Raw genomic sequence first — 20,372 nt, 5'->3', positions numbered from 1 at the left:
CGACGGCTTCCCCCCTCATCCGGCGCTGCGCGCCACCTTCTCCCCGAGAGGGAGAAGAATGTACTGCGGCCCCCTTTATTCCTCTCCCCCTCGGGGAGAGGTGGCCCGGCAGAGCCGGGTCGGTGAGGGGGAAAATCCGATCCTAGCCCCGCACCAATCGCTTGGGCGAAACTGGATAAGTCCGGTCACGCCCCAGCATCGTCACTTCCACCGAAGGCCAGTGCAAGAGGCCGACAAAGGCGGGCGAGAGGATGTTGAGCGCGCCGGTCGAGCTGCCATAGGCCGGCAGGATCATCAGGCGGTTGTCGTGGACAAAGCAGGCGCTGCGGGCGGTGCGGCCCGACACAGCGATGCGCGCCGCGGGATGAAGATGGCCAGCAACGAGACCCGCTTTGCCCCGCTTCGGTTCATGGGTCAGCGAAAGCCCGTCCAGTTCGAGTTCGGCGCAGCACATGCCGCCGATGACATGGGGGGCGGGATCATGATTGCCCGAAAGCCAGGTGCATTCGATGGTTTCGACGATCGTATCAAGCCGAAGCCGTTCGGCTGCGCCGAGCAAGGCGCTGGCATCGGCGCGGTGAAAGGTGTCACCGAGCGAGATCAGCTTTTTTGCGCCGGTGCGGCGAAGATCGGCTTCGAGCCGCGCCAGCGTCATGCCGGTATCATAGGGCGGCAACATCTGGCCGCGGCGCGCAAAGCTCGCCATTTTTTCAAAATGCAGGTCGGCCACGAGCAGGGTCTGCCGCGCGTGCCAATAAAGGCCGCCGGAGGGGAGAGGCTCGAAATTGTGGCCGGCGAAGCGCAGCACGGGGGACTCCAGCGGAGAAATATCGGAGGCAGCGCTGAGCATATGGTTTCTTCGTCACCCGATCGGAAGGTCTGGCGGACCCGCTGGGGCGATCCTCAAATCTCGCCGACGGCCTCGCGCAGGAGTTCTTCTGCTGCGTCTGCCATAGCCGATTCGCGGGCTTCTCCGAAAATGGGTTCCTTGCCGATATCGAGCATGATGGGCACCGCGAGCGGTGAAATCTGCGTGAGCGGCTTATGGACGATATGGGATTTGATGCGCGCCAGCATCTGGCCCAGGCGCTCGATATCGAGGAGACCACGGGCGGCGTCGCGGCGGGTGGCTTCGATCAGGATATGGTCCGGCTCGTGCTGATAGAGCACGTCGTAGATGATGTCCGAACTCATGGTGATTTGGCGGCCGGACTTTTCCTTTCCCGGATGGCGGCGCTCGATGAGGCCGGAAATGATGGCGCAGTTGCGGAAGGTCCGCTTCATGAGCGCGGATTCATCGAGCCAGGATTCGAGATCGTCGCCGAGCATGTCCTCGTCGAAAAGTTCGTCGAGCGAGAGACGATCGGTGCGGATCAGCGCCGAGAGATCACCGAGCCCCCAGATGCCCAAGGAGTATTCGGAAGCGACGAAGCCGAGCGGGCGGGCACGCATGCGTTCGAGCCGCCGGGTTAGCAGCATACCGAGCGTCTGGTGCGCCAAACGCCCCTCGAAGGGATAGCAGACGAGGAAATGATTGGAGCCGCGCGGAAAGGTTTCAACGAGTAGGCTATCGCGCCGCGGCAAGACCGAAAAATCGCGCTGCAGGCGCAGCCAGTCACTCACCTGATTGGGGAGTTTATCCCACTCGTCGGGCGTATCCATGATGCGGCGAACGCGCTCCGCGAGATAGGTCGAGAGCGGGAAGCGGCCGCCGGAATAAGACGGCACCTTGGGGTCCTTGGCAAAGGCGCGGGAAACGAAGGCCTCGTTGTCCTTGATGCCCTCGAAGGCGACGATCTCGCCGCCAAAGACGAAAGTGTCGCCGGGGACAAGCTGGCCGAAAAAGTACTCTTCCATTTCCCCGAGCACGCGACCGCCTGAGCCGATCGGGCCGGTCGTCCGCCCACGCTTTTGCTCCTTGGAGCGAATGAGGCGCACGCGGACCATGGGCTCTTCGATGATGGTGCCGATATTGAGCCGGTATTGCTGGGCGACGGATGGATGCGACAGGCGCCAGCGCCCGTCCTCGTTCTGGCGCAGGCGGGCATAGCGCTCATAGGCGCGCAGGGCATAGCCGCCGGTCGCGACGAAATCGAGGATGCGATCGAACTTTTTGCGCTCGAGATCGCGATAGGGCCAGGCGCGGATCACTTCGGCATAGAGATCATCGGCAAAGAAGGGCTCGGCGCAGGCCATGCCGAGAACGTGCTGGGCGAGGACGTCATAGGCGCCGGGATGCGGGTCCTCGCTGTCCTGATGGCCCTCCGAAACCGCTTCGACGGCCGCTTCACATTCAAGCACCTCGAAGCGGTTGGACGGCACGAGAAGCGCGCGGGAGGGATCGTCGAGCCGGTGATTGGCGCGGCCGATGCGCTGCAACATGCGCGAGGAGCCTTTTGGCGCGCCGATCTGGATGACGAGATCGACATCGCCCCAATCAATGCCGAGATCGAGCGTCGAGGTACAAACGACGGCTTTCAATTTGCCTTCGGACATGGCTGCTTCGACTTTGCGGCGCTGCTCGACCGACAGCGAACCGTGGTGCAGCGCGATGGGCAGCATGTCATCGTTGATATCCCAAAGACCCTGGAACAGCATCTCGGCCTGGGAGCGCGTATTGACGAAGAGGAGCGTCGTCTTGTGGGCCTTGATGGTCTCGTAGAGATCGTGGTGGGCATAGCCCGCCGAATGCCCGGCCCAGGGGAGGCGCTGCTCGGTTTCTAGAATGGCAAGTTCGGGCGGCGCGCCACCGGTCATGCGGAGGAGATCGGTGTGTCGGTTGGGGACGGGTTCGGCGATCCAATCGCGGAGGAGATCGGGGCGGGCAATGGTGGCCGAGAGGGCCGTCACCCGCATTTCGGGCGCGAGGCGCGCAAGCCGGGCTAGCCCGAGCGACAGGAGATCGCCGCGCTTATTGGTCACGAGCGCATGGAGTTCGTCGAGAACGACGCGGCGGAGTGTGCCAAACATCAATTCGGCATGGGGATGGGAAATGAGCAGCGCCAATTGCTCGGGCGTGGTGAGCAGGATGTGCGGCGGCTTCAGCCGCTGCCGGGCGCGCTTGCTCGCCGAGGTGTCGCCGGTGCGCGCTTCGACCCGGATAGGCAGGCCCATTTCGATAATGGGGTTGGAGAGGTTGCGATGGACGTCGATGGCGAGAGCCTTAAGCGGGGAGATATAGAGGGTGTGGAGACCCTCGAACTTGCCGTCGACGAGATCGGTGAGGCTCGGGAGAAACCCGGCCATGGTCTTGCCCGCGCCGGTCGGCGCGATCAGCAACTGGCTCGCGCCCGATTGATAGCTCCCTAGCACATCGAGCTGGTGCTGACGCGGCGACCAACCGCGCTTGGCAAACCAGTTGGCAATGACAGGTGGAAGGCTCGGGGGCACGAAAGTTGACAACAAGCACCTACTGCAAATCGGGCTAAAGCCTATATGATGGGCTTGAACCTGCCAAACGGAGCGAACCGATGACAGAAGACCTACGCCCCGACCCGCGTTCCGGGCTCGAACGGTTTTTGGGCGACCGGCCGATGGCGCTAGCCATCAGGCTGCTGCTGATCTCGCTTTTCGTCGGTTTTCTCATGACCGTCTTTGGCTTCGATGCCGCCGATCTCGTGCGCGGCGCGACTGATGCAATCCGCGATGTTCTGCGCGATGGCGGCGGCGTGTTCCGTCAGCTTGGCGCCTATATCCTAACGGGTGCCGCGATCGTGATCCCGGTCTGGATTGTCCTGCGTCTGTTGCGGGCACGCTGATGCTCTCCGGCAAGCTGACGCTGACCCCGATCGATGCGCTGACCGAATTGACGGTCATTGCGCAGCAATTGGCCGATAAGGCAGAAGGCCGGCGCATAGTGCTGGGTCTCGCGGGTGGCCCGGGCGTCGGCAAATCGACGCTGGCGGCGGATCTGGTTGGGGCGCTTAATGCGGCGCAGCCGGGGCTTGCGGCGCTGGTGCCCATGGATGGCTTCCATATGAAGCACGCCAAGCTCGAAACCATGGGCCAGACGGATTTCAAAGGGGCGCCGCACACCTTCGAAGCAAGCGACTTCGCGCAGTTCCTCAGCCGGCTCAAGGTGGCGACGGAGGCCATGAGCGGTCCGGGTTATTCGCGAAAGATCGAGGATACAGTCGACGATGCCTTTACCGTTCCCCCGGAGGTGAAGGTGCTGGTGGTCGAGGGCAATTATCTGTTGCTCGACGACGACGATTGGGCCGCGGTGCGTCCGCTGCTGGATTATGCAGCGTTCATCTCCGTGCCGCGCGACCTCGTCCGCGCGCGGTTGATGAAACGCCATGGCGAAGAAGGGCTGTTTACCGAGGAGCGCAACCGCGCCCATATCGAGCGGAACGACCTGCCCAATTATGATCGCGTCACGGAAACGCAGGGACGAGCAGATGTGATCATCACGCTCGACGTCGCCCAGTGAAGACCTGGCCGATTGCGCTCGCCGTCGTCGCGGGAGCGGCAATCGTTGCATGCGCCGTAGTGCTCAAGCCGAGCCCCTTTCGCGAATGCGTGGGGATCATCTCGGAGGACATTTTCCGGCAGGACCTGACGGTGACGCTCGATCCGCGCGATGTGGAAGCACAAGCGGCGCGGATCTGCTCTGGCGTCAGTTCTTAAGCCTCGCCGCGGGCCCAGGCATCGGTCTTGGTGCCAACAAGATCAGTGATGTTTTTCTTGCCCGAGGCGCGCACGCTCGTGACAAGACCTGCCTTGATGCGCTCCAGGAGATCGAGACCACCAAAGACCAATGCCGAATAAAGCTGGATGGCATTGGCGCCAGCTTCGAACTTGGCGAGCGCCGTCTGCGGCGAATGGATGCCGCCGACGCCGACAATCGGCAGCGCCCCGACGCGCTGGCGCATCTGGGCGAGGCGCTGGGTCGAGAGGGTGAAGAGCGGTTTGCCCGAGAGGCCGCCCATCTCATCGGCATTTTCGAGGCCAGCGACCGGATCGCGCGAAATGGTGGTGTTGGACACGATCAGGCCATCGAGATCGGTCGCGCCGATGACGCGCGCAATGGCATCCATCGCCGCTTCGTCGAGGTCGGGCGCGATCTTGAGAAGCGTGGGCACGCGGGTCTTGGCCTTGGCGCGCGCATTAAGCACAGCATCGAGCAGCCGCGTCAGGGCCTCATCGGCCTGGAGATTGCGCAGACCCGGCGTGTTGGGCGAGGAAATATTGACCGTCAGATAATCGGCGAGATCGGCAAAGCGTTTGACGCCCGCGACATAGTCGGCGACGAAATCCTCGCTGTCCTTGTTGGCGCCGATATTGACCCCGAGCGCTGCGGGGACGCGAAGGCCTTTCAGGCGCTCGAACGCGGCTTCATGGCCTTCATTGTTAAAGCCCATGCGATTGACGACGCCTTCGGCTTCCGGAATGCGGAAGAGGCGGGGTTTTGGATTGCCGGCCTGCGGGCGCGGCGTGACCGTGCCGATCTCGACCATGCCGAAACCCATCAGCGCCAATGGGCGCGGCACTTCGGCGTTCTTGTCAAAGCCGGCTGCCATGCCGATCGGGTTCTTGAGGTCGAGACCGCAGAGGCTGGTCGCGAGCTCCGCCGGATCGGGCCGCTCCTGCGTCGGCGCAAGACCCATGCGGAGCGCCGTGATCGTCGCGCCATGCGCGGTTTCCGGGTCCATGCGCAACAGCGCGTCGCGCGTCAGATTGGCCAAACCGGCATTGCGCAGCAGTGGCGAGAAGGCGGAGAAGATCATTGGACACCGGCCGGCAAATGACACGAACCGTCCGCAGCAACGCTGATCTGCTCTTCCCAGAGGATATCGGCGATGTCGAGCGGCCCACCATAAAGATGCGGAAAGAGTTCGCCACCGCGCGAAGGTTCCCAGACGAGCCTATCGCCCAGATCCACCGTTTTGACCGCTAGGAGCAGCAAACACGATTGGCCGGCAAAATGCAGCCGTAGCGTTTCCGAGAGTTGGCTCGCCGTCGAAAAATGCATGTAGCCGTCTGCAGCATCGATCGGCATTCCGGCAAAATTGCCGGAAGCGCGGGCTGGGGCAAAAGCAGCGGGCGTGGTGATTTTATAGATCAGTTCGGGTGTCGACATGGCGCGAAACTAGACAAGGCGCAGCGGATCGGCAAGCGCGCATCGGCTCTTTACAGGGCCAGTTGAGAGGGCTAGTTTAGGACTAATTTCCTTGTCTATAATCGAACTCCTTTTTACGGCTGTGACATGCTTTCACATCGGGCCCTCTGGGACGGTATCGACGCTGTGGCGCAAAGAAATGGCCTATCGGTGTCGGCGCTCGCCAAATTGGCGGGGCTCGACGCCACGGCATTCAATGTCTCGAAGCGCGTGAGCAAGGACGGGCGGGAGCGTTGGCCGTCGACGGAAAGCATCGCCAAAGTGCTCGAAGCGACGGGAGAGACGATGGATTCGTTTCTCGCGGGCGGCACGTTTCTGCATATGGATGCCCCCCGCTACCGCACGGTGCCGCTGCTCGGTCTGGCCCAAGCGGGGGCCGGCGGCTTTTTCGATAGCGCAGGTTTTCCAGCCGGACAGGGTTGGGACGAGGTCAGCCTGCCCACGCCGGGCGATCCCGGCATTTATGCGCTCGAAATCCAGGGCGATAGCATGGAGCCGCTTTATCGCGAGGGGGACCGGGTCGTGGTTTCGCCCACCGAACAGGTGCGGCGCGGCGATCGCGTCGTCGTCAAGACGCGCGAGGGTGAGGTCATGGCCAAAATCCTCTATCGCCAGACGGCCAACCAGATTGAACTTCATTCGCTGAATCCCGCCTATGATCCGCGGATACTGAACATGAAGGATATCGAATGGATCGCGCGGATCATCTGGGCCAGCCAGTAACGATCGCTCCCGCCGTCCCGAGTGACGCCTGCGATTGGACATCCATGCGCACGGCGCTTTGGCCCAGTGGTGGCAATGGTGAACACGCGGCCGAGATTGCTGAACTGCTCAAAGATCCCGGCGAGACGATCAACCTGATCGCACGAGGTGCGGATGGCGCGGCGCTCGGTTTTGCCGAGGCCGCGCTGCGGCGCGACTACGTCAACGGCTGCAAGACTTCGCCGGTAGCGTTTCTCGAAGGGATTTTCGTTGTGCCGGAGGCGCGCGGCAAAGGCGTGGCGCGTGCGCTTATTGCCGCCGTCGAAGGCTGGAGCCGCGCCCAAGGCTGCACTGAATTTGCTTCAGATGCAGCGCCCGAGAATGCAGCAAGCCTTGCGATGCATGCCGCGCTGGGCTTTGCCGAAACGCAGCGCGTGGTGTTTTTCAGGAAAGTTTTGGGGTAGCGGCTGGGTTGTGAGGCATGCCCACTCCCTCCCCATCGCGGGGGAGGAAGGGAGGGGATGGAGCGCTAGTTCAGCAGCTCGCCGGCCAGCGCTTTGTCGATCAGCTTTCGCGTATTTTCGATCCCGTAGAGCGCCGCAAACGAGCCGAAGCGCGGGCCGCGTTCCTGCCCGATCAGCACCTGATAGAGCATCTGGAAGAACTCGCCGGAAACGCCGGGGCCGCCGGTCGGACCCTTCTTGGTGTGATCCTGATAGCGCTCGATATTGCGCGCGACATCGAGCGCCGCATTCTGGATCGTTTCGTTATCGGCATCGGCGGGCAGCGCTGCGAACGCAGCGGAAAGCCCTTCGAGCGCGGCCCGTTCGACATCGTCCGGTGCCCGATAGGTCTTTTTCACGAAATCGCGGAAGTAGCGCATGGCGTAGCCGACCAGCGCATCGAGATGCGGATGGGTCTTGGCCGAAATCCCCGGCGCATAGGCCGAAATATAGCCCCACATGACTTCGGGCGTTTCCGGGTTCGACGCCGTTGCGAGGTTAAGCAGCAGCGCGAAAGTGATCGGCATGTCGACCTTGGGCACATTGCCGTAGTGGACATGGAAGGCCGGGTTTTCGAGCCGTGCTGCCGCTTCCTGCTTCTCATAAGAGGCGACATGGGCGAAATATTCGTCGACCGCGCGCGGGATGACATCGAAATGCAGACGCTTGGCGACGCGCGGCTTCTGGAACATGTAGAGCCCAAGGCTCTCCGTCGGCGCATAGGTCAGCCATTCGTCGATCGTCAGGCCATTGCCCTTCGATTTCGAGATTTTTTGTCCTTCAGCATCGAGGAAGAGCTCGTAAACATAGTGCTCGGGCGGAGTGCCGCCGAGGATCGCGCAGATCTTGTCGTAGATATGCTGATTTGTCTGGTGATCCTTGCCGAACATTTCAAAGTCGACGCCGAGCGCGGCCCAGCGCATGCCGAAGTCAGGCTTCCACTGCAGCTTGACGTGGCCGCCTGTGACCGGAACCGTGGTGTCGCGGCCGTCTTCGTCCGCGAAGGTCACGGTGCCGTCCTTGGCGTTCACTTCCTTCATCGGCACGTAAAGCACGCGGCCCGAAATCGGCGAGATCGGCAGGAATGGCGAATAGGTGGCCTGACGCTCGGCGCCGAGGGTCGGCAGCATCACATCCATGATCGCCTGATAGCGCTCGGCCGCGAGGCGCAATACGGGGTCGAACTGGCCGGACCGATAATAGTCGGTCGCGCTCGCAAATTCGTAATCGAACCCAAAGGTGTCGAGGAAGCGGCGCAGCATGGCGTTGTTGTGGTGGCCAAAGCTTTCATATTCGTTGGTCCACGGGTCCGGCACCGAGGTCAACGGCTTTTGCAGATGCGGCTCCATCGCTTCCTTGGAAGGGACAGTGTCCGGGATCTTGCGCATGCCGTCGAGATCGTCGGAAAAGCACAGGAGCCGCGTCGGAATCTGGTCGCGCGTCAACAGGCGAAAGGCCGTACGCACCATCGTGGTGCGCGCCACTTCGCCGAACGTGCCGATATGAGGCAGGCCCGAAGGACCATAGCCGGTTTCAAACAAGGCTTCGCCCTTGCCCGACTTTTCGAGCCGTTTGACGATCTTGCGCGCTTCTTCAAACGGCCAGGCGCGAGCGGTCTGCGCAGGCTCAAAGAAGGAGGGGTCAAGTTCGGGCAAAGCAGCGGACGACACGGGCTGGCGGCCTTTCGGAAAATACGAGAAAACAGGCAAGGCATGCGGTGTCGCATTCCCTCGCTTTGACGTCAATGTCGCAGGTGGTTGCGAAAGTGCAGCCGGAGACCTAGTTCTTGTGCCTGTTCACTCTTTGCCGGAAAGCACCATGACGACCACTGCCCATGACGCTCTGATCCACGTGATGCTTGTCGCTGCGTCCTCGGACAGCACCATGACGGAGCGCGAACTGTTTCGCATCCAGGCCCTGATCGACCGCCTGCCGGTGTTCGAAGGCTTTGATAAATCCAGGCTGATGGCGGTCGCCAATGATTGCGCGGATATGCTGAACGAGCCCGATGGCCTCGATCGCGTGCTCGACAATGCCTTGGCAGCCTTGCCCAAGAAGCTCGAAGATACCGCCTATGCCCTCGCGGTCGAGGTGACGGCCGTTGACCTGCACCTCGAACAAGAAGAGCTGCGCTTTCTCGAAATGCTCCGCGACAAGCTCAGCATCGATCGGTTGACGACGGCCGCAATCGAAGTCGCGGCCCGCGCCCGCCACCGTCGTCTGCCGGCTTAATAAAACCCGACAGGGAACCAGCGCAGATAGAGTTCATCGAGGGCGCCGTTCTGCTTGAGGCGGACGAGTGCCCAATCGATGGTGTGCCGGATGGCGTCGTTTCCAGCGGGAACGGCGATGGTGAGCCCCTCCCCAAAGAGCTCCGGCCGGAAATAGGGTTCGCCGGCAAAGCTGCAGCAGTCGGGATTTTCATTGAGCCAGAACGCGGTGCGCATGGCATCGCCGAAATAGGCATCCGCCTTGCCATCACGAAGCGCGGAAAGCGCGTCGATCTCGGTTGCGAAGGGCGCAACCGTCACGTCCGGCATATAGCGCGCCATGAATTGGGCATGGGCGCTGCCTTCGCGCAGGGCAACGGTCTTGCCTTTAAGACCCGCTACCGAAAAGCTCGCGGCGTCGTCGGTGCGCGTGACGAAGCGTCCCGGCAAGGCCAGATAGGTCGATGAAAAATCGAAGCGTTCGCCGTTTTCAGCGCTGACTGCCAGACCGGCAATCAGTGCATCGCCCTGGTTATCGCCCAGTGCATTAGCGGCTTGATCCCACGGCCAGGCCTGGAGCGTGCAAGCGATATTGACCTCGGCACAGATGCGCTTGGCGAGATCGACATTGAAGCCAATCAGTTCCCCGGTGCTGTCGCGAAAATTGAACGGCGGGAAATCCGCCGTGGTCAGGAACCGAATGGCCGGCACGGCGCCCTGCATCGGCAGGATTTCGCGGGCATCGGGATCGGCGTGATTGGGGAGGGGTTGGGCGACGGCGGGGGCACTGAGGGCGAAGAACGCCAGCGCGAGGAATGCGCGCAAAGACCCCCACCTAGCCTCCCCCTGCAAGGGGGAGGAATACTTCTGCGCGTGTAGCTTGATCGTGTCCCGACCACGAAACTGTCCCTCCCCCTTCGAGGGGGAGGCTAGGTGGGGGTGACCGGACGTAGAGGTCATCACACCTGATCCAGCGCATACATCAGGTCGGCAATCAGATCATTTGGATCTTCGAGACCAACCGACAATCTCAGCAGACCCGGCGTCACGCCCGTTTCGAGCCGGACCTCTTCGGTCAACCGCGCATGCGTCGTCGTGCGTGGATGAGTGATCAGCGACTTGGCGTCACCGAGATTGTTGGAAATCAGGATCACCGCGAGCGCGTCGGATAAGGCGAACGCAGCCTCCTGACCACCCTTGGCCTCGAGCGCCAGCAGCGTCGACCCCCGGGTCATCTGGCGCTTGGCCAGATCGTACTGCGGGTGGCTCTTGTGGTGCGGATAGATGACGCGCGCGATTTTCGGATGCGAGCCCAGCGCCTCGGCGACTTTTTCGGCGCTATTGGTCATCTGCTCGACGCGCAGCGTATAGGTCTCAAGGCCCTTGAGCAGCACCCAGGCATTGAAGGCGCTGAGCGTCGCACCGGTCTGGCGAAGGAAAGTGTGGACGTCGCCTTCGATCAGCGCTTTCGAGCCGAGCACGATGCCGCCGAGCACCCTGCCCTGCCCGTCGATATGTTTCGTCGCCGAATAGGTGACGAGATCGGCTCCGAGCTGGAGCGGCTTTTGATAGAGCGCGGTCGAAAAGACATTATCGACGATCAGCTTGGCGCCATGGGCATGCGCGATTTTGGCGACGGCAGCGATATCGACCAGTTCCAGCGTCGGATTGGTCGGCGTTTCGATGAAGACCACCTTAGTATTGGGGCGCATAGCCGCTTCAAAATTGGCGGGGTCGCGGCCATCGACGAGCGTCGATTCGACGCCAAAACGCGGCGCGTAGTCTTCGACCACATAGCGGCAACCGCCGAACAGCGCTTGCGCGGCAACGATATGATCGCCCGCCCGCACTTGGCTCATCACCGCATTGGTGACCGCAGCCATGCCCGAGGCAAAGGCGCGGCTGGCTTCCGCGCCTTCTAGCAGCGCCATGCGCTCTTGAAACATGTCGACGGTCGGGTTGGCAAAGCGGGAATAGTTGTGGCCGCCCGGGATTTTGCCCTGGAACAGCAATTCGGCATGTTCCGAGCTGGGATAGGAATAGCCCGAATTAAGGAAAATCGCTTCGCTGGTCTCGTTGAACGGCGAGCGCATCCCCCCGCCATGCACCATTTGCGTCGCCGCAGAATGCTTGGCTGGATCAAGGAGGGGATTTTTCTCTTTGGACATGGCTCTGCCTTCAAACAAAAAACCGGCGCGCGAATGGCGGCCGGTTCCAATAACGGTCTTTAGCGACTTATTTAAAGTGGCTGCAAGCGACCGGCCAAATCACCACTGGTTGGGACTAAACCGCAATTGGCCGGTGGCGTCAATCTCCGCGCTTTGCTAGGGAGAGCGACCCCTGATTTGACGGAGCGCGCAGCATGCAAGAGGCTTGGCCCCAAGGCGTCTTTCCCGCGCGCCTGATCGAAAAGCTCCATGCGCAAGGCGCAATCACTGCGACACGCGAATTCGACGCCGATCAGGTACAGCCGGCAAGCCTCGATCTCCGGCTTGGCGATGTCGCCTATCGCGTACGTTCGAGCTTTTTGCCCGGCCCGGCCCATTCGATGGCCGAGCGGATCGAAGCGCTAACACTCCACGAGATCGATCTGACCAAGGGCGCGGTGCTGGAGCGTGGTTGCGTTTATCTGGTGCCGCTGCAGGAAAGCCTTGCTCTCCCGTCCGACGTCAGCGCCTCGGCCAATCCCAAGAGTTCGACAGGCCGGCTCGATGTCTTCACCCGCGTCATCGGCGATCGGGCGCGCGGTTTCGATCAAATGCCCAAGGGTTATAACGGGCCGCTCTATCTTGAAGTCAGCCCGCGCACCTTTCCCGTCCTGGTGCGGACCGGGTCGCGGCTGAGCCAAATGCGGTTCCGCTCCGGCGATACGCGTCTCTCGTCATCCGAGCATCAGGCGCTGCATGCCAGCGACACGCTGGTTATCGGCGGCGATCTGCCGGTCGATGGCGGCGTCGCGCTTTCGATCGATCTTTTGGGCGAAGGCCGCGATGGCCTCATCGGCTTCCGCTCCAAACGCCATACGGCCGTGATCGATGTCGACAAGAAAAGCGCGCTCGACGTCCTCGATTTCTGGGAGCCGCTTTATAGCCGCGGACGGCCCGAGCTGACGCTCGACCCTGATGAATTCTATATCCTTGTCAGCCATGAAGCCGTGCATGTGCCGCCGAGCCATGCCGCTGAAATGGTGCCGTTCGACCCGCTCGTAGGCGAATTCCGCGTTCATTATGCCGGCTTTTTCGATCCCGGCTTTGGCCATTCCCTCGCCGGCGGCACAGGCAGCCGCGCGGTTCTCGAAGTGCGCAGCCGCGAAGTGCCGTTTCTTCTCGGCCACAAACAGATCATCGGCCGCCTGATCTACGAAAGCCTCGCCGAAACGCCCGACCGTCTCTATGGCTCGGCACTCGGCTCGAACTATCAAGCCCAGACACTCAAGCTTTCAAAACACTTCAAGCCGTTCCCCTGAGACCGTCTTGACGCTGACCCCGATTTCCAGCATCTAGGGTCAACACCGGAATGCGGGTGTATCTCAATGGTAGAGAAGCAGCTTCCCAAGCTGATGACGAGGGTTCGATTCCCTTCACCCGCTCCAGTCCTCAGGCCTTACCCGATGTCGGAATATCGCTCGGGTTTGCCGTCTCGCATTGAAATCCAGCCTTAAAGAAGGCTCAGGGCGTTCAAGCCGTGGGAGCCGGCGAGGTCCGGAACATCGGTGTAGCTCAAGCCCAAAAGTCCGCCCACCGAACTGCCGACGTCTGCCACGAGCGACGACGCTGCATCACTGAGGTCAGGTATAGCCAAGCTATCGCTGCCTCCATCGGCATAGAACAAGTCCGAGAGCAATCCATCCGAGCCGTCTGGGCCCTCATTGCCCAAAAGGGCCGATGGCAGGTCGGCGAGATCGCCAATGGTCCCGCCCAAAATTTCGGATGGCAGGGCGCCGACATCGGTCAATATCGTATCGGCCAGGTTTGCGGTGGCACCCAAGATGCCGTCCACCATCGAAACAGGATCGATCTCAGCGAGAGTGGTCTCGCCGAGGTTATCACTACTGGTCAGCAGCGAGCCTATATCGAGGCGCGCGACAATTTCCTGGGCAGATTGGACGATGTCGCTGGAGATCGCCTGGCTGAACGCTTCCGCACTCATCCCAGGCTCTGCGCCTTCCATCACCTTGGAGATGGTACCCGCCATCTGTTGCGACAGCTCATGGACCAATTGATCTTCCACCGATGTGACCATCGGGCTTGGAAGCGCTGCCTCAACCGGCATCACTGCTAGTTGCGCTGGATCATCCATGCCGGTTGGGGCCAAAGCCGGCTCCTGATCGGCCTGCTGCGCGCTGTCCAATTCCGCTGCCGGTCCTGTTGTCGCCGGGTGGTCGCCGACATCCAAACCGGGCACCGGCGTATGCACGTCCGACGCCTCTGCCGTCGCCGCTTGCGCCTGCATCGTGCCCAGGACCAGGCCGCCGGCTGCCGTTCCCAGGACGATCGCGTCGGCGAGCGGGGTTTGGGCGGGCTGGCGGTTGTCGTCCTGACGCCGTTGCTTTTGCGGAGTGGTCATTTCAAATCTCCTAGCGTTCCCGGAAGGCGCCGCTCACCTCATCGAGGAGCGGGCTGGTGAGGTAATCGATCAACGTGCGTCCCTTGGTGGGAATGACCACCTGAACGGGCATGCCGGCCGTCATGTCGATCCCGGCATCGGCGACTTGCTGCGCATCGAGCGAAACCCGCAGCGCATAAAACGACTGGCCGCTCCGATCGTCGATCACGCGGTCGGCCGAAACAGTCTCGACCGTACCGCTCAGGGATGGCCTTATCGAGGCAGGCACTGCGAGAAGTCGGATATCGGCCACCTCGCCGGGGGTTACATCCGTCACATCGGCGAGCCGCATTTGTGCTTCGACGATCATCGGCCCATCCGAAGCGATGATCGAGAGCAGTTCCTGGCCGGGCGAGACGACACCGCCCACCGTGATGACGGAAAGGCCGACCACCCGGCCGCTGGCCGTTGCGGTCACGTCAGTGCGCATCAGCGCATCCTCTGCCGCCGCAAGTTTTGGATTGAGAGCGGCAAGCGCCGCCTGATTGGCGCGCAGGTCCTCGCTCGCGCCCGATTGACGCTCGCGGTCGAGACCCGAAATTTCAAAATCCGCCTCGGCCATCGCCTTGTTGGCCGTCGCGATATCGGCGCGAAGCACGGACGCCTGGGCATCGATGTCGTTGAGCGAGCGTTCGAGTTCCAAAACCCGGCTGCGTTCGATCAATTGCTGGGCCAACAATGCCTGCGCGTCTTCAAGTTCGCCTGCAATGGACGCCCGCCTTTGATCGAGCCCAGCAATCTGGGCTTGAGCGGAATTGACGCGCTCGTCGAGCTGCGCCTTTTGCTGCAAAAGCACATTTTTTCGCGTCTCGAATTGCTCGGCCCGCGCCCCCATCAGCGCGATTTCGTTGTTCATTGCCTGCTGGACAGTTGGTTCGGTCCGGCGGGACAGAAGATCGTCCGGGAAAGCCGGCTCTGTCGCGCCGGCCAGTTCGGCCTCTAGCCGTCCTTCTGCGGCGAGCAAGGTATCTCGCTCTGCCGAGAGCACATCGACTTGCGCGCGCGGTTCGGCATCGGAAAGCCGCATCAGCACCTCGCCTTCGCGCACGCTATCGCCTTCGGCGACAAGCAGTTCGGTGACAACCCCGCCATAGGGGTGCTGGACCGCCTGGCGGCCGCCTTCTGCCTGCAAAACCCCATTGGCTACCACTGCTCCCGAGAGCGGCGCCAGCGCACCCCAGCCGATCATCACCATGGCGAAGACCACGATGACGAGAAAGCCCAAGCGGGCCGGCGTGCCGGGATTAAGGAATTTGCTGTTGAGGGTTTCGCCAGGGTTCATCATTCTGCCGCCTGCATTTCAGGGACGACGTTCTCCTTGATGTGCCGGTAAACGTCGTCGGGCTTGGCAAAAACCTCGAGCCTGCCATTGCGCACGAACATCATGCGATCGACCATTTCGAGCACGGTCGTGCGATGGGTCACGAGGACGATGGTGGTCCCTGCCGCTTTCAAAGCCTCGAGCGCATGGCGAAGGCCGGTTTCGCCCGCCGTGTCGAGATTGGCATTGGGCTCGTCGAGCACCAGCAAAGCGGGTTGGCCGAGGAGCGCCCGCGCGAGACCCAGCCGCTGCCGCTGACCGCCCGAAAGGCCGACGCCCTCGGGCCCGAGTTCGGTGTCATATTGCTTGGGCAGCCCCAAGATCATGTCATGAATGCCGGCCTTCTTGGCGGCAATGACGATATCTTCGATCTCCGCATCGCCGAAGCGCGCGATGTTTTCCCGCACAGTGCCGGCAAAAAGACCGACATCTTGCGGCAGGTAGCCGATCTGACGCCCGAACACCGTCGGGTCCCAGCTCCGATAGCTGAGATCGCCGAAGGAGAGCGTCCCTGCCGTCGTTGGAATGGCGCCGATCAGGAGGCGCGCGAGGGTGGATTTTCCCGAGCCGCTCGGGCCGACAATGCCGACTGCTTCGCCCGGCTTAATCGCAAAACTGATATCGCGCAGGATGGGTTCGGGCCGCGTCGGAATAGCAAAGGACACGCGCTCGGCGGTCAGTCCGTTCTGATTGGCAGGCACGATGGTCTTGTCTTCCCGGCCCGGAACCTCATCGAGCAGTTTTGAAACTTCGCGATAGGCCGTCCGCGCTTCAGTAAACTGCTTCCACGTCGCAACGCCCTGCTCAACGGGAACCAAAGCGCGGCCCATGATGATGGAAGCGGCGAAGATCGTTGCCGGCTGGATATATTGTCCGATGGCAAGCCATGCGCCTGCGCCCAGCATCAAGGCCTGGAGCAAGAGCCGCGCAAAGCGGATGCCGGACGACACGACAGCGTTGCGATCACTGGCCATGCCTTGGCTCGCCAACATCGTGTCGCGACTGCGCTGCCAATGGCCTTCGATGGCAGGCTGCATGCCCATGGCCACGACGACATCGGAATGGCGGAGAATATTTTCGCTGAAGGCATAGGCCCGGTTGCCCTCGGTCTCCGCGACGCGCAATGACGGCCGGGTGGTGCGCTCGTTGACGAGAGCCAGAAGCAGGAGGATGACAGCGCCAACTGTCGACACCACGCCCAAGACGGGATGAATGAAAAACAGCAGCAGCAGATAGAGCGGGATCCAGGGCAGATCGAACGCGAAATAGATGCCCGGGCCGGTAATGAAGGTGCGGAACTGGTCCAGTTGCCGCAATGTCTGGCTACCCTTCGAAAAACCCAAGCGCGCCGACTTGCGCACCAGAGCATCAAAGACGCGCCCCGCGAGCGATCGATCGAGCCGCATGCCCGCACGCACCAGCAATTGCGCGCGCAAGGCGTCAAGCGCGCCCATGGTCAGAAGGGCGCAGACGAGGATCAGGGTAAGCAGGATCAGTGTCGTGACGTTTTCGGACACCAGGACGCGATTATAAATCTGCATCAGATAAAGCGGCGAGCTCAGGTACAGCAGATTGATGACGCCGCTGAAGACGCCCGCCACCGCAAAATGCGGCAGTTGGGAGCGAACTGCCTGGCTCAGCTCATTATTTGTCTTGTTTTCTGCTGCCATGAGGTGTTCCGGGTAAGAAAAGGCGGGGTTCCGAAGAACCCCGCCAATTCGTGATGGTTGCTGGATTAGAGCAGGCCACCAAGCAGACCACCGCTATCGCTGTCCGAAACCTGCTGGTCGGAGCTTTCGCTCGACGAGCTCGAACCGAGATAGATCGGGGCGCCCAGGCCAAGGCTCAGGCCACCAATACCGGTGAATGAAGAGGAGTCGCCGTCATCATCGGTGCTCGAAGAGTGGAGCACGTCATCAAGGCTGAACCCAAGCACTGGGCTAGCCCCGACTTCATTGCTGGAGGTGTCCGAATTGTTCGAGACGGAAGCGTTATCACCACCACCAAGAAGCTGATCAAGAATCGACATTTGATTGTTCCTTCTTCTGTTTGCCCGTTCGTCGGGCGAGGAGTTACACCCTTGAGAGTGTCGCTCGTAAGTGACCCGCAGTTGCGGCGTCGGGGAGGATAACCGCTTTCTGTCTTCGCTGTTCCGGCAATTTCGGCGCGAAAAAAGTGATCGGTTTCAAAGCCTTGGATATCTATAGTTAAAATGCAGATTCACGTTTCTGTGCGCGAAACTGCCCGCTCAGGGCCACAATTGAAACGTGACAGCCGACGGGAATAGGCATTGAACGGGTGCCGTTCAGAGGTTGGATAGCACTGAGGCTGCTCGCTTTTTTGGAGCGGCACATCGGTCTACGAAGCTCTCTTTTCCGCGCTATCTGCTGTTTTCAATCCCAACTTGCCTTACCGCGATGGTCAGGTGGCAAAGGGCCATTGATCTCGACAATAGCTCTCGCCATCCCCGATCCCTGACGGCATCTTGGCTGAGCAACCGCGACGGAAGCGACTTTGCTATACGCTGACGTCGCCAGCCGGCAGCAGGCGCTTGGTGATGTCGGCCAAAGTGACAAGCCCCCCAACCTTGCCTTCGGCGAGAACGACGGCGAGTTGGACGCTGTTTTCGCGCATTTTCGCCAGGGCCTCATAGACGGGCGTCTTTGCTTCGAGCGTCACCGCTGGCCTTGCTGTATCGAGCGCCGGCTCGTCGTCACCGCGCAAAAGGGTGTCGCGCACGTGGACGACCTTTAACTGCGCCGGGTCTTCCGTCAGCATGATGATGCGCATATGGCCTGACTCGCGCGCGACGCGCCGAACCTCGCCTATCGTTGCCTGCGGTGACACCGCGGCGAGGCGATGGGCGATTGGGACGATCTCGCGCACCGGCATGGTACCAAGCTCGACAAGCCCTGAAATCTGCCGCTGGATCTGCGGCTCGAGCGTTCCGACTTTGGCGGAATGCTCCACCAGTTGCCGGATCGTTGCCATATCCCGGCCGCCCACCGCCGCGCTTTCGACCGGGGTGACACCGCTCGCAGCGACCAGGCGATTGGCGACGAAATTGATCCAGCCAAGAATGGGCCGTAGCGGCCAGATATAGGCGCGTGCCAACAAACCAATCGACACCGCGGATCGCTCGGGATGCGCGATGGCCCAGGATTTGGGCGCCATTTCGCCGACGACGAGATGGAGGAAGGTGACGAAGAACATGGAGAGCGCAAACGAGGCGCTGTCCGCAACAATGGTGGGCAGGCCGAGCGCGGCAAGATTGGGCCCAAGCCAGTGATCGACGGCAGGCTTGGTGATGGCGCCAAGAGCAAAGGTACAGACCGTAATGCCAAGCTGGGCGCCGGCGAGCATCAGGGTCAAATCGTTCATGCCGCGCAGGGCAGCACGCGCCGAAGCACTATGGCTTGCCTGCTCTTCCAGCCGATGCCGGCGCGCGCCGAGCAGGGCAAATTCGATGATGACGAAGAAGGCGCTCAGAACGATCAGGAGCGTCGTGATGAGTGTTACGAACAATGTGCCGCTCATGATCTTACTCCGCACTCTCGATCAGCTTGACGCGCACCCGCGTCGGCACATGCCGCTCGATCTCAAGAACCTCGAGCTCCAGACGTCGCTCGATCGGATGATCATCGACGATCTCTTCGGGATCGCTGGGCAGCACGATCGACACCGTGTCGCCGACAACGGGCAAGGCTCCGGCTTCGACGATCAGGAGGCCCGCGAGGGTTTCGACCTCGCCGCGCGGCAATGTCCGGTCCAGCAGACGCTCGACTTCGTCGAGTGGCGCATCCCCATCCATGACCCAGACGCCGTCGGCCTCTTGCCTGACGACGGCATCGATCTCGGCGTCATGTTCGTCCTTGATCTCGCCCACGATCTCCATGGCGATATCTTCAAGGGTCAGCATGCCGGCAAAGCCACCATATTCATCGACCACACAGGCCAATTGTTCGCCGCGTTCGAGAAGCTGCTGCAGCGCCGCGGGAAGGCTCATGAGGCTCGATAGCACTTCGGCCGGCCGCATGACGGAGCTGACGAGCTTATCGCCCGAAGCCTCGTCGAGTTGGGTCAGCAGGTCGGCAAGGTGAACGACGCCCAATGGCGCTTCCTCATCGTCGATGACGGGATAGCGCGTATGGCCATGCGCCATCAGTTGACGAACCTCACCGATCGTCGCGTCCGGTCCGATCCAGTCGACCTGCGAGCGCGGCACCATGGCATGGGCAACATCTTGCTCCTGGAAGTCGATGATGCGCTCCATCATGTGCGAGAGTTCGACCGGCAGATCGCCGCTGTCACGCGAATCCGCGATGATGCGCGGCAGATCTTCGATGGAGGCCGAGACGTCGAGATCGTGCACCGGCTCAATGCGCAAGAGGCGCAAAAAGAGATTTGCCGCCTTGTCGAAAAAGCTGATCAGCCAGCCCATGACGCCGAGATAAATAAGGGTCGATCCCGCGAGGGCCCGGGCCAGCGGCTCTGGGCTCGCGATAGCGAGGTTCTTTGGATAAAGTTCGCCAAAGATCATCTGGACGACTGTCGCGAACACCAGAGCCAGCACGGTGCCGGTGGCGATACCGACCTCGGTCGGCACACCGACGCCGCCCAGCAGCGTGCCGAGCGACGCCCCGACGAGCGGCTCGGCGACATAGCCGACGAGAAGACCCGTCAAGGTAATCCCGAGCTGCGCTCCGGAAAGCATGAAGCTTGTGCGGCTCGTGACCGACAGGGCGCGCTTGGCGGAGACATCGCCCTTTGCCGCTTGCGCCGCCAGGCGGGTGCGATCAACCGCCATATAGGCGAATTCCTGGGCGACGAAATAGCCATTGGCCGCGATGATGGCGAGGATCACGAGGATCCCTAGCAGAAGCGTCAGAATGGGCTCGAGCATGACTGTT

Annotated in this window: 20 protein-coding genes, 1 tRNA gene and 1 riboswitch; of the genes, 8 read left to right on the top strand and 13 right to left on the bottom strand. The window is 61.7% G+C overall.

From position 1 onward, the window contains the following. Nucleotides 1–142: 142 nt before the first annotated feature. Both pdeM and ASG47_RS04890 read right to left on the bottom strand, forming a co-directional pair. The gene (gene pdeM / locus ASG47_RS04895) at nt 143–850 is read right to left on the bottom strand and encodes a ligase-associated DNA damage response endonuclease PdeM (RefSeq protein ID WP_061907623.1); all 708 of its coding nucleotides are present in this window, start codon (nt 848–850) and stop codon (nt 143–145) included. A gap of 53 nt (nt 851–903) precedes the next feature. Further along, nucleotides 904–3,405, bottom strand: coding sequence for a ligase-associated DNA damage response DEXH box helicase (locus tag ASG47_RS04890; protein ID WP_061907622.1), 2,502 nt, complete (start codon nt 3,403–3,405; stop codon nt 904–906). Nucleotides 3,406–3,470: 65 nt separating this feature from the next. Between ASG47_RS04890 and ASG47_RS04885 the strand changes: the two genes are divergently transcribed. Genes ASG47_RS04885 through ASG47_RS04875 form a run of 3 tightly spaced genes read left to right on the top strand, consistent with a single transcriptional unit; the run spans nt 3,471 to nt 4,629 of the window. Continuing rightward, the gene (locus ASG47_RS04885; protein ID WP_061907621.1) at nt 3,471–3,758 is read left to right on the top strand and encodes a DUF6460 domain-containing protein; all 288 of its coding nucleotides are present in this window, start codon (nt 3,471–3,473) and stop codon (nt 3,756–3,758) included. After that, the gene (locus ASG47_RS04880) at nt 3,758–4,432 is read left to right on the top strand and encodes a hypothetical protein (RefSeq protein WP_061907620.1); all 675 of its coding nucleotides are present in this window, start codon (nt 3,758–3,760) and stop codon (nt 4,430–4,432) included. The genes ASG47_RS04885 and ASG47_RS04880 overlap by 1 nt, the downstream gene beginning before the upstream one ends. Beyond that, nucleotides 4,429–4,629, top strand: coding sequence for a hypothetical protein (locus ASG47_RS04875; protein ID WP_061907619.1), 201 nt, complete (start codon nt 4,429–4,431; stop codon nt 4,627–4,629). Before ASG47_RS04880 ends, ASG47_RS04875 begins: the two co-directional genes overlap by 4 nt. On the opposite strand, the gene ASG47_RS04870 is transcribed toward ASG47_RS04875, so the two are convergent. Continuing rightward, nucleotides 4,626–5,729 carry a quinone-dependent dihydroorotate dehydrogenase gene (locus ASG47_RS04870; protein WP_082460890.1) on the bottom strand — a complete coding sequence of 368 codons (1,104 nt, stop codon included), beginning with the start codon at nt 5,727–5,729 and terminating at the stop codon, nt 4,626–4,628. The two genes, ASG47_RS04875 and ASG47_RS04870, sit on opposite strands and share 4 nt — an antisense overlap. Next, a complete protein-coding gene (locus tag ASG47_RS04865; RefSeq protein WP_061907618.1) occupies nt 5,726–6,082 on the bottom strand; it encodes a DUF952 domain-containing protein in 357 nt (118 codons plus the stop codon). Before ASG47_RS04865 ends, ASG47_RS04870 begins: the two co-directional genes overlap by 4 nt. 126 nt (nt 6,083–6,208) lie before the next feature. On the opposite strand from ASG47_RS04865, the gene ASG47_RS04860 reads away from it, so the two are divergent. Next, nucleotides 6,209–6,844 (top strand): helix-turn-helix transcriptional regulator, encoded by a 636-nt coding sequence (locus ASG47_RS04860; RefSeq protein WP_061907617.1) that lies wholly within the window; start codon nt 6,209–6,211, stop codon nt 6,842–6,844. Beyond that, nucleotides 6,811–7,287: an aminoglycoside 6'-N-acetyltransferase gene (gene aac(6') / locus ASG47_RS04855; RefSeq protein WP_082511578.1), complete on the top strand. Its 477-nt coding sequence runs from the start codon at nt 6,811–6,813 to the stop codon at nt 7,285–7,287. Before ASG47_RS04860 ends, aac(6') begins: the two co-directional genes overlap by 34 nt. A gap of 65 nt (nt 7,288–7,352) precedes the next feature. Here aac(6') and ASG47_RS04850 read toward each other — a convergent pair whose 3' ends face one another. Further along, nucleotides 7,353–8,996 (bottom strand): lysine--tRNA ligase, encoded by a 1,644-nt coding sequence (locus ASG47_RS04850; RefSeq protein WP_061908066.1) that lies wholly within the window; start codon nt 8,994–8,996, stop codon nt 7,353–7,355. Between the two features lie 148 nt (nt 8,997–9,144). On the opposite strand from ASG47_RS04850, the gene ASG47_RS04845 reads away from it, so the two are divergent. Continuing rightward, a complete protein-coding gene (locus ASG47_RS04845) occupies nt 9,145–9,558 on the top strand; it encodes a tellurite resistance TerB family protein (protein ID WP_061907616.1) in 414 nt (137 codons plus the stop codon). Here the strand turns inward: ASG47_RS04845 and ASG47_RS04840 are convergent. Both ASG47_RS04840 and metZ read right to left on the bottom strand, forming a co-directional pair. Next, nucleotides 9,555–10,361, bottom strand: coding sequence for a transporter substrate-binding domain-containing protein (locus ASG47_RS04840; protein ID WP_061907615.1), 807 nt, complete (start codon nt 10,359–10,361; stop codon nt 9,555–9,557). The two genes, ASG47_RS04845 and ASG47_RS04840, sit on opposite strands and share 4 nt — an antisense overlap. Before the next feature lie 134 nt (nt 10,362–10,495). Continuing rightward, nucleotides 10,496–11,704 carry an O-succinylhomoserine sulfhydrylase gene (gene metZ, locus ASG47_RS04835; protein ID WP_061907614.1) on the bottom strand — a complete coding sequence of 403 codons (1,209 nt, stop codon included), beginning with the start codon at nt 11,702–11,704 and terminating at the stop codon, nt 10,496–10,498. Nucleotides 11,705–11,744: 40 nt separating this feature from the next. After that, a riboswitch (SAM riboswitch) is annotated at nt 11,745–11,820 on the bottom strand. Nucleotides 11,821–11,898: 78 nt separating this feature from the next. On the opposite strand from metZ, the gene ASG47_RS04830 reads away from it, so the two are divergent. Together ASG47_RS04830 and ASG47_RS04825 are read left to right on the top strand one after the other, a co-directional pair. After that, nucleotides 11,899–13,002 (top strand): 2'-deoxycytidine 5'-triphosphate deaminase, encoded by a 1,104-nt coding sequence (locus tag ASG47_RS04830; protein WP_082511577.1) that lies wholly within the window; start codon nt 11,899–11,901, stop codon nt 13,000–13,002. A 52-nt stretch (nt 13,003–13,054) separates the two neighbouring features. Continuing rightward, nucleotides 13,055–13,128, top strand: a tRNA-Gly gene (locus ASG47_RS04825). Nucleotides 13,129–13,193: 65 nt separating this feature from the next. On the opposite strand, the gene ASG47_RS04820 is transcribed toward ASG47_RS04825, so the two are convergent. The 6 genes from ASG47_RS04820 to ASG47_RS04795 all read right to left on the bottom strand — a co-directional run bounded on the left by ASG47_RS04820 (nt 13,194) and on the right by ASG47_RS04795 (nt 20,365). Then, entirely contained in the window at nt 13,194–14,102 is a 909-nt protein-coding gene (locus tag ASG47_RS04820) for a hypothetical protein (protein WP_061907613.1), read from the bottom strand. Between the two features lie 10 nt (nt 14,103–14,112). Then, complete coding sequence (locus ASG47_RS04815; RefSeq protein ID WP_082511576.1) at nt 14,113–15,426, bottom strand: HlyD family type I secretion periplasmic adaptor subunit; 1,314 nt, start codon at nt 15,424–15,426, stop codon at nt 14,113–14,115. After that, nucleotides 15,423–17,132, bottom strand: a complete 1,710-nt coding sequence (locus tag ASG47_RS04810; RefSeq protein WP_082511575.1) for a type I secretion system permease/ATPase — start codon at nt 17,130–17,132, stop codon at nt 15,423–15,425. Before ASG47_RS04810 ends, ASG47_RS04815 begins: the two co-directional genes overlap by 4 nt. Before the next feature lie 65 nt (nt 17,133–17,197). Beyond that, nucleotides 17,198–17,491, bottom strand: coding sequence for a hypothetical protein (locus ASG47_RS04805; protein ID WP_061907611.1), 294 nt, complete (start codon nt 17,489–17,491; stop codon nt 17,198–17,200). 488 nt (nt 17,492–17,979) lie between these two features. After that, complete coding sequence (locus tag ASG47_RS04800; protein WP_061907610.1) at nt 17,980–18,999, bottom strand: CNNM domain-containing protein; 1,020 nt, start codon at nt 18,997–18,999, stop codon at nt 17,980–17,982. 4 nt (nt 19,000–19,003) lie between these two features. After that, nucleotides 19,004–20,365 carry a hemolysin family protein gene (locus ASG47_RS04795; RefSeq protein ID WP_061907609.1) on the bottom strand — a complete coding sequence of 454 codons (1,362 nt, stop codon included), beginning with the start codon at nt 20,363–20,365 and terminating at the stop codon, nt 19,004–19,006. Nucleotides 20,366–20,372: the final 7 nt, after the last annotated feature.

The sequence above is a fragment of the Devosia sp. Leaf420 genome, assembly GCF_001425445.1.
GTDB lineage: Bacteria > Pseudomonadota > Alphaproteobacteria > Rhizobiales > Devosiaceae > Devosia.
The sequence above is the reverse complement of the archived record's forward strand: the minus strand, read 5'-3'. Positions and strand labels throughout refer to the sequence as shown.

Coding starts and splice junctions, on each gene's coding strand:
- metZ (WP_061907614.1), bottom strand. CDS start 11,704: ATGTCCAAAGAGAAAAATCCCCTCCTTGATCCAGCCAAGCATTCTGCG.
- ASG47_RS04860 (WP_061907617.1), top strand. CDS start 6,209: ATGCTTTCACATCGGGCCCTCTGGGACGGTATCGACGCTGTGGCGCAA.
- ASG47_RS04865 (WP_061907618.1), bottom strand. CDS start 6,082: ATGTCGACACCCGAACTGATCTATAAAATCACCACGCCCGCTGCTTTT.
- ASG47_RS04795 (WP_061907609.1), bottom strand. CDS start 20,365: ATGCTCGAGCCCATTCTGACGCTTCTGCTAGGGATCCTCGTGATCCTC.
- ASG47_RS04885 (WP_061907621.1), top strand. CDS start 3,471: ATGACAGAAGACCTACGCCCCGACCCGCGTTCCGGGCTCGAACGGTTT.
- ASG47_RS04815 (WP_082511576.1), bottom strand. CDS start 15,426: ATGATGAACCCTGGCGAAACCCTCAACAGCAAATTCCTTAATCCCGGC.
- ASG47_RS04880 (WP_061907620.1), top strand. CDS start 3,758: ATGCTCTCCGGCAAGCTGACGCTGACCCCGATCGATGCGCTGACCGAA.
- ASG47_RS04845 (WP_061907616.1), top strand. CDS start 9,145: ATGACGACCACTGCCCATGACGCTCTGATCCACGTGATGCTTGTCGCT.
- ASG47_RS04870 (WP_082460890.1), bottom strand. CDS start 5,729: ATGATCTTCTCCGCCTTCTCGCCACTGCTGCGCAATGCCGGTTTGGCC.
- ASG47_RS04800 (WP_061907610.1), bottom strand. CDS start 18,999: ATGAGCGGCACATTGTTCGTAACACTCATCACGACGCTCCTGATCGTT.
- ASG47_RS04830 (WP_082511577.1), top strand. CDS start 11,899: ATGCAAGAGGCTTGGCCCCAAGGCGTCTTTCCCGCGCGCCTGATCGAA.
- ASG47_RS04810 (WP_082511575.1), bottom strand. CDS start 17,132: ATGGCAGCAGAAAACAAGACAAATAATGAGCTGAGCCAGGCAGTTCGC.
- ASG47_RS04820 (WP_061907613.1), bottom strand. CDS start 14,102: ATGACCACTCCGCAAAAGCAACGGCGTCAGGACGACAACCGCCAGCCC.
- ASG47_RS04805 (WP_061907611.1), bottom strand. CDS start 17,491: ATGTCGATTCTTGATCAGCTTCTTGGTGGTGGTGATAACGCTTCCGTC.
- pdeM (WP_061907623.1), bottom strand. CDS start 850: ATGCTCAGCGCTGCCTCCGATATTTCTCCGCTGGAGTCCCCCGTGCTG.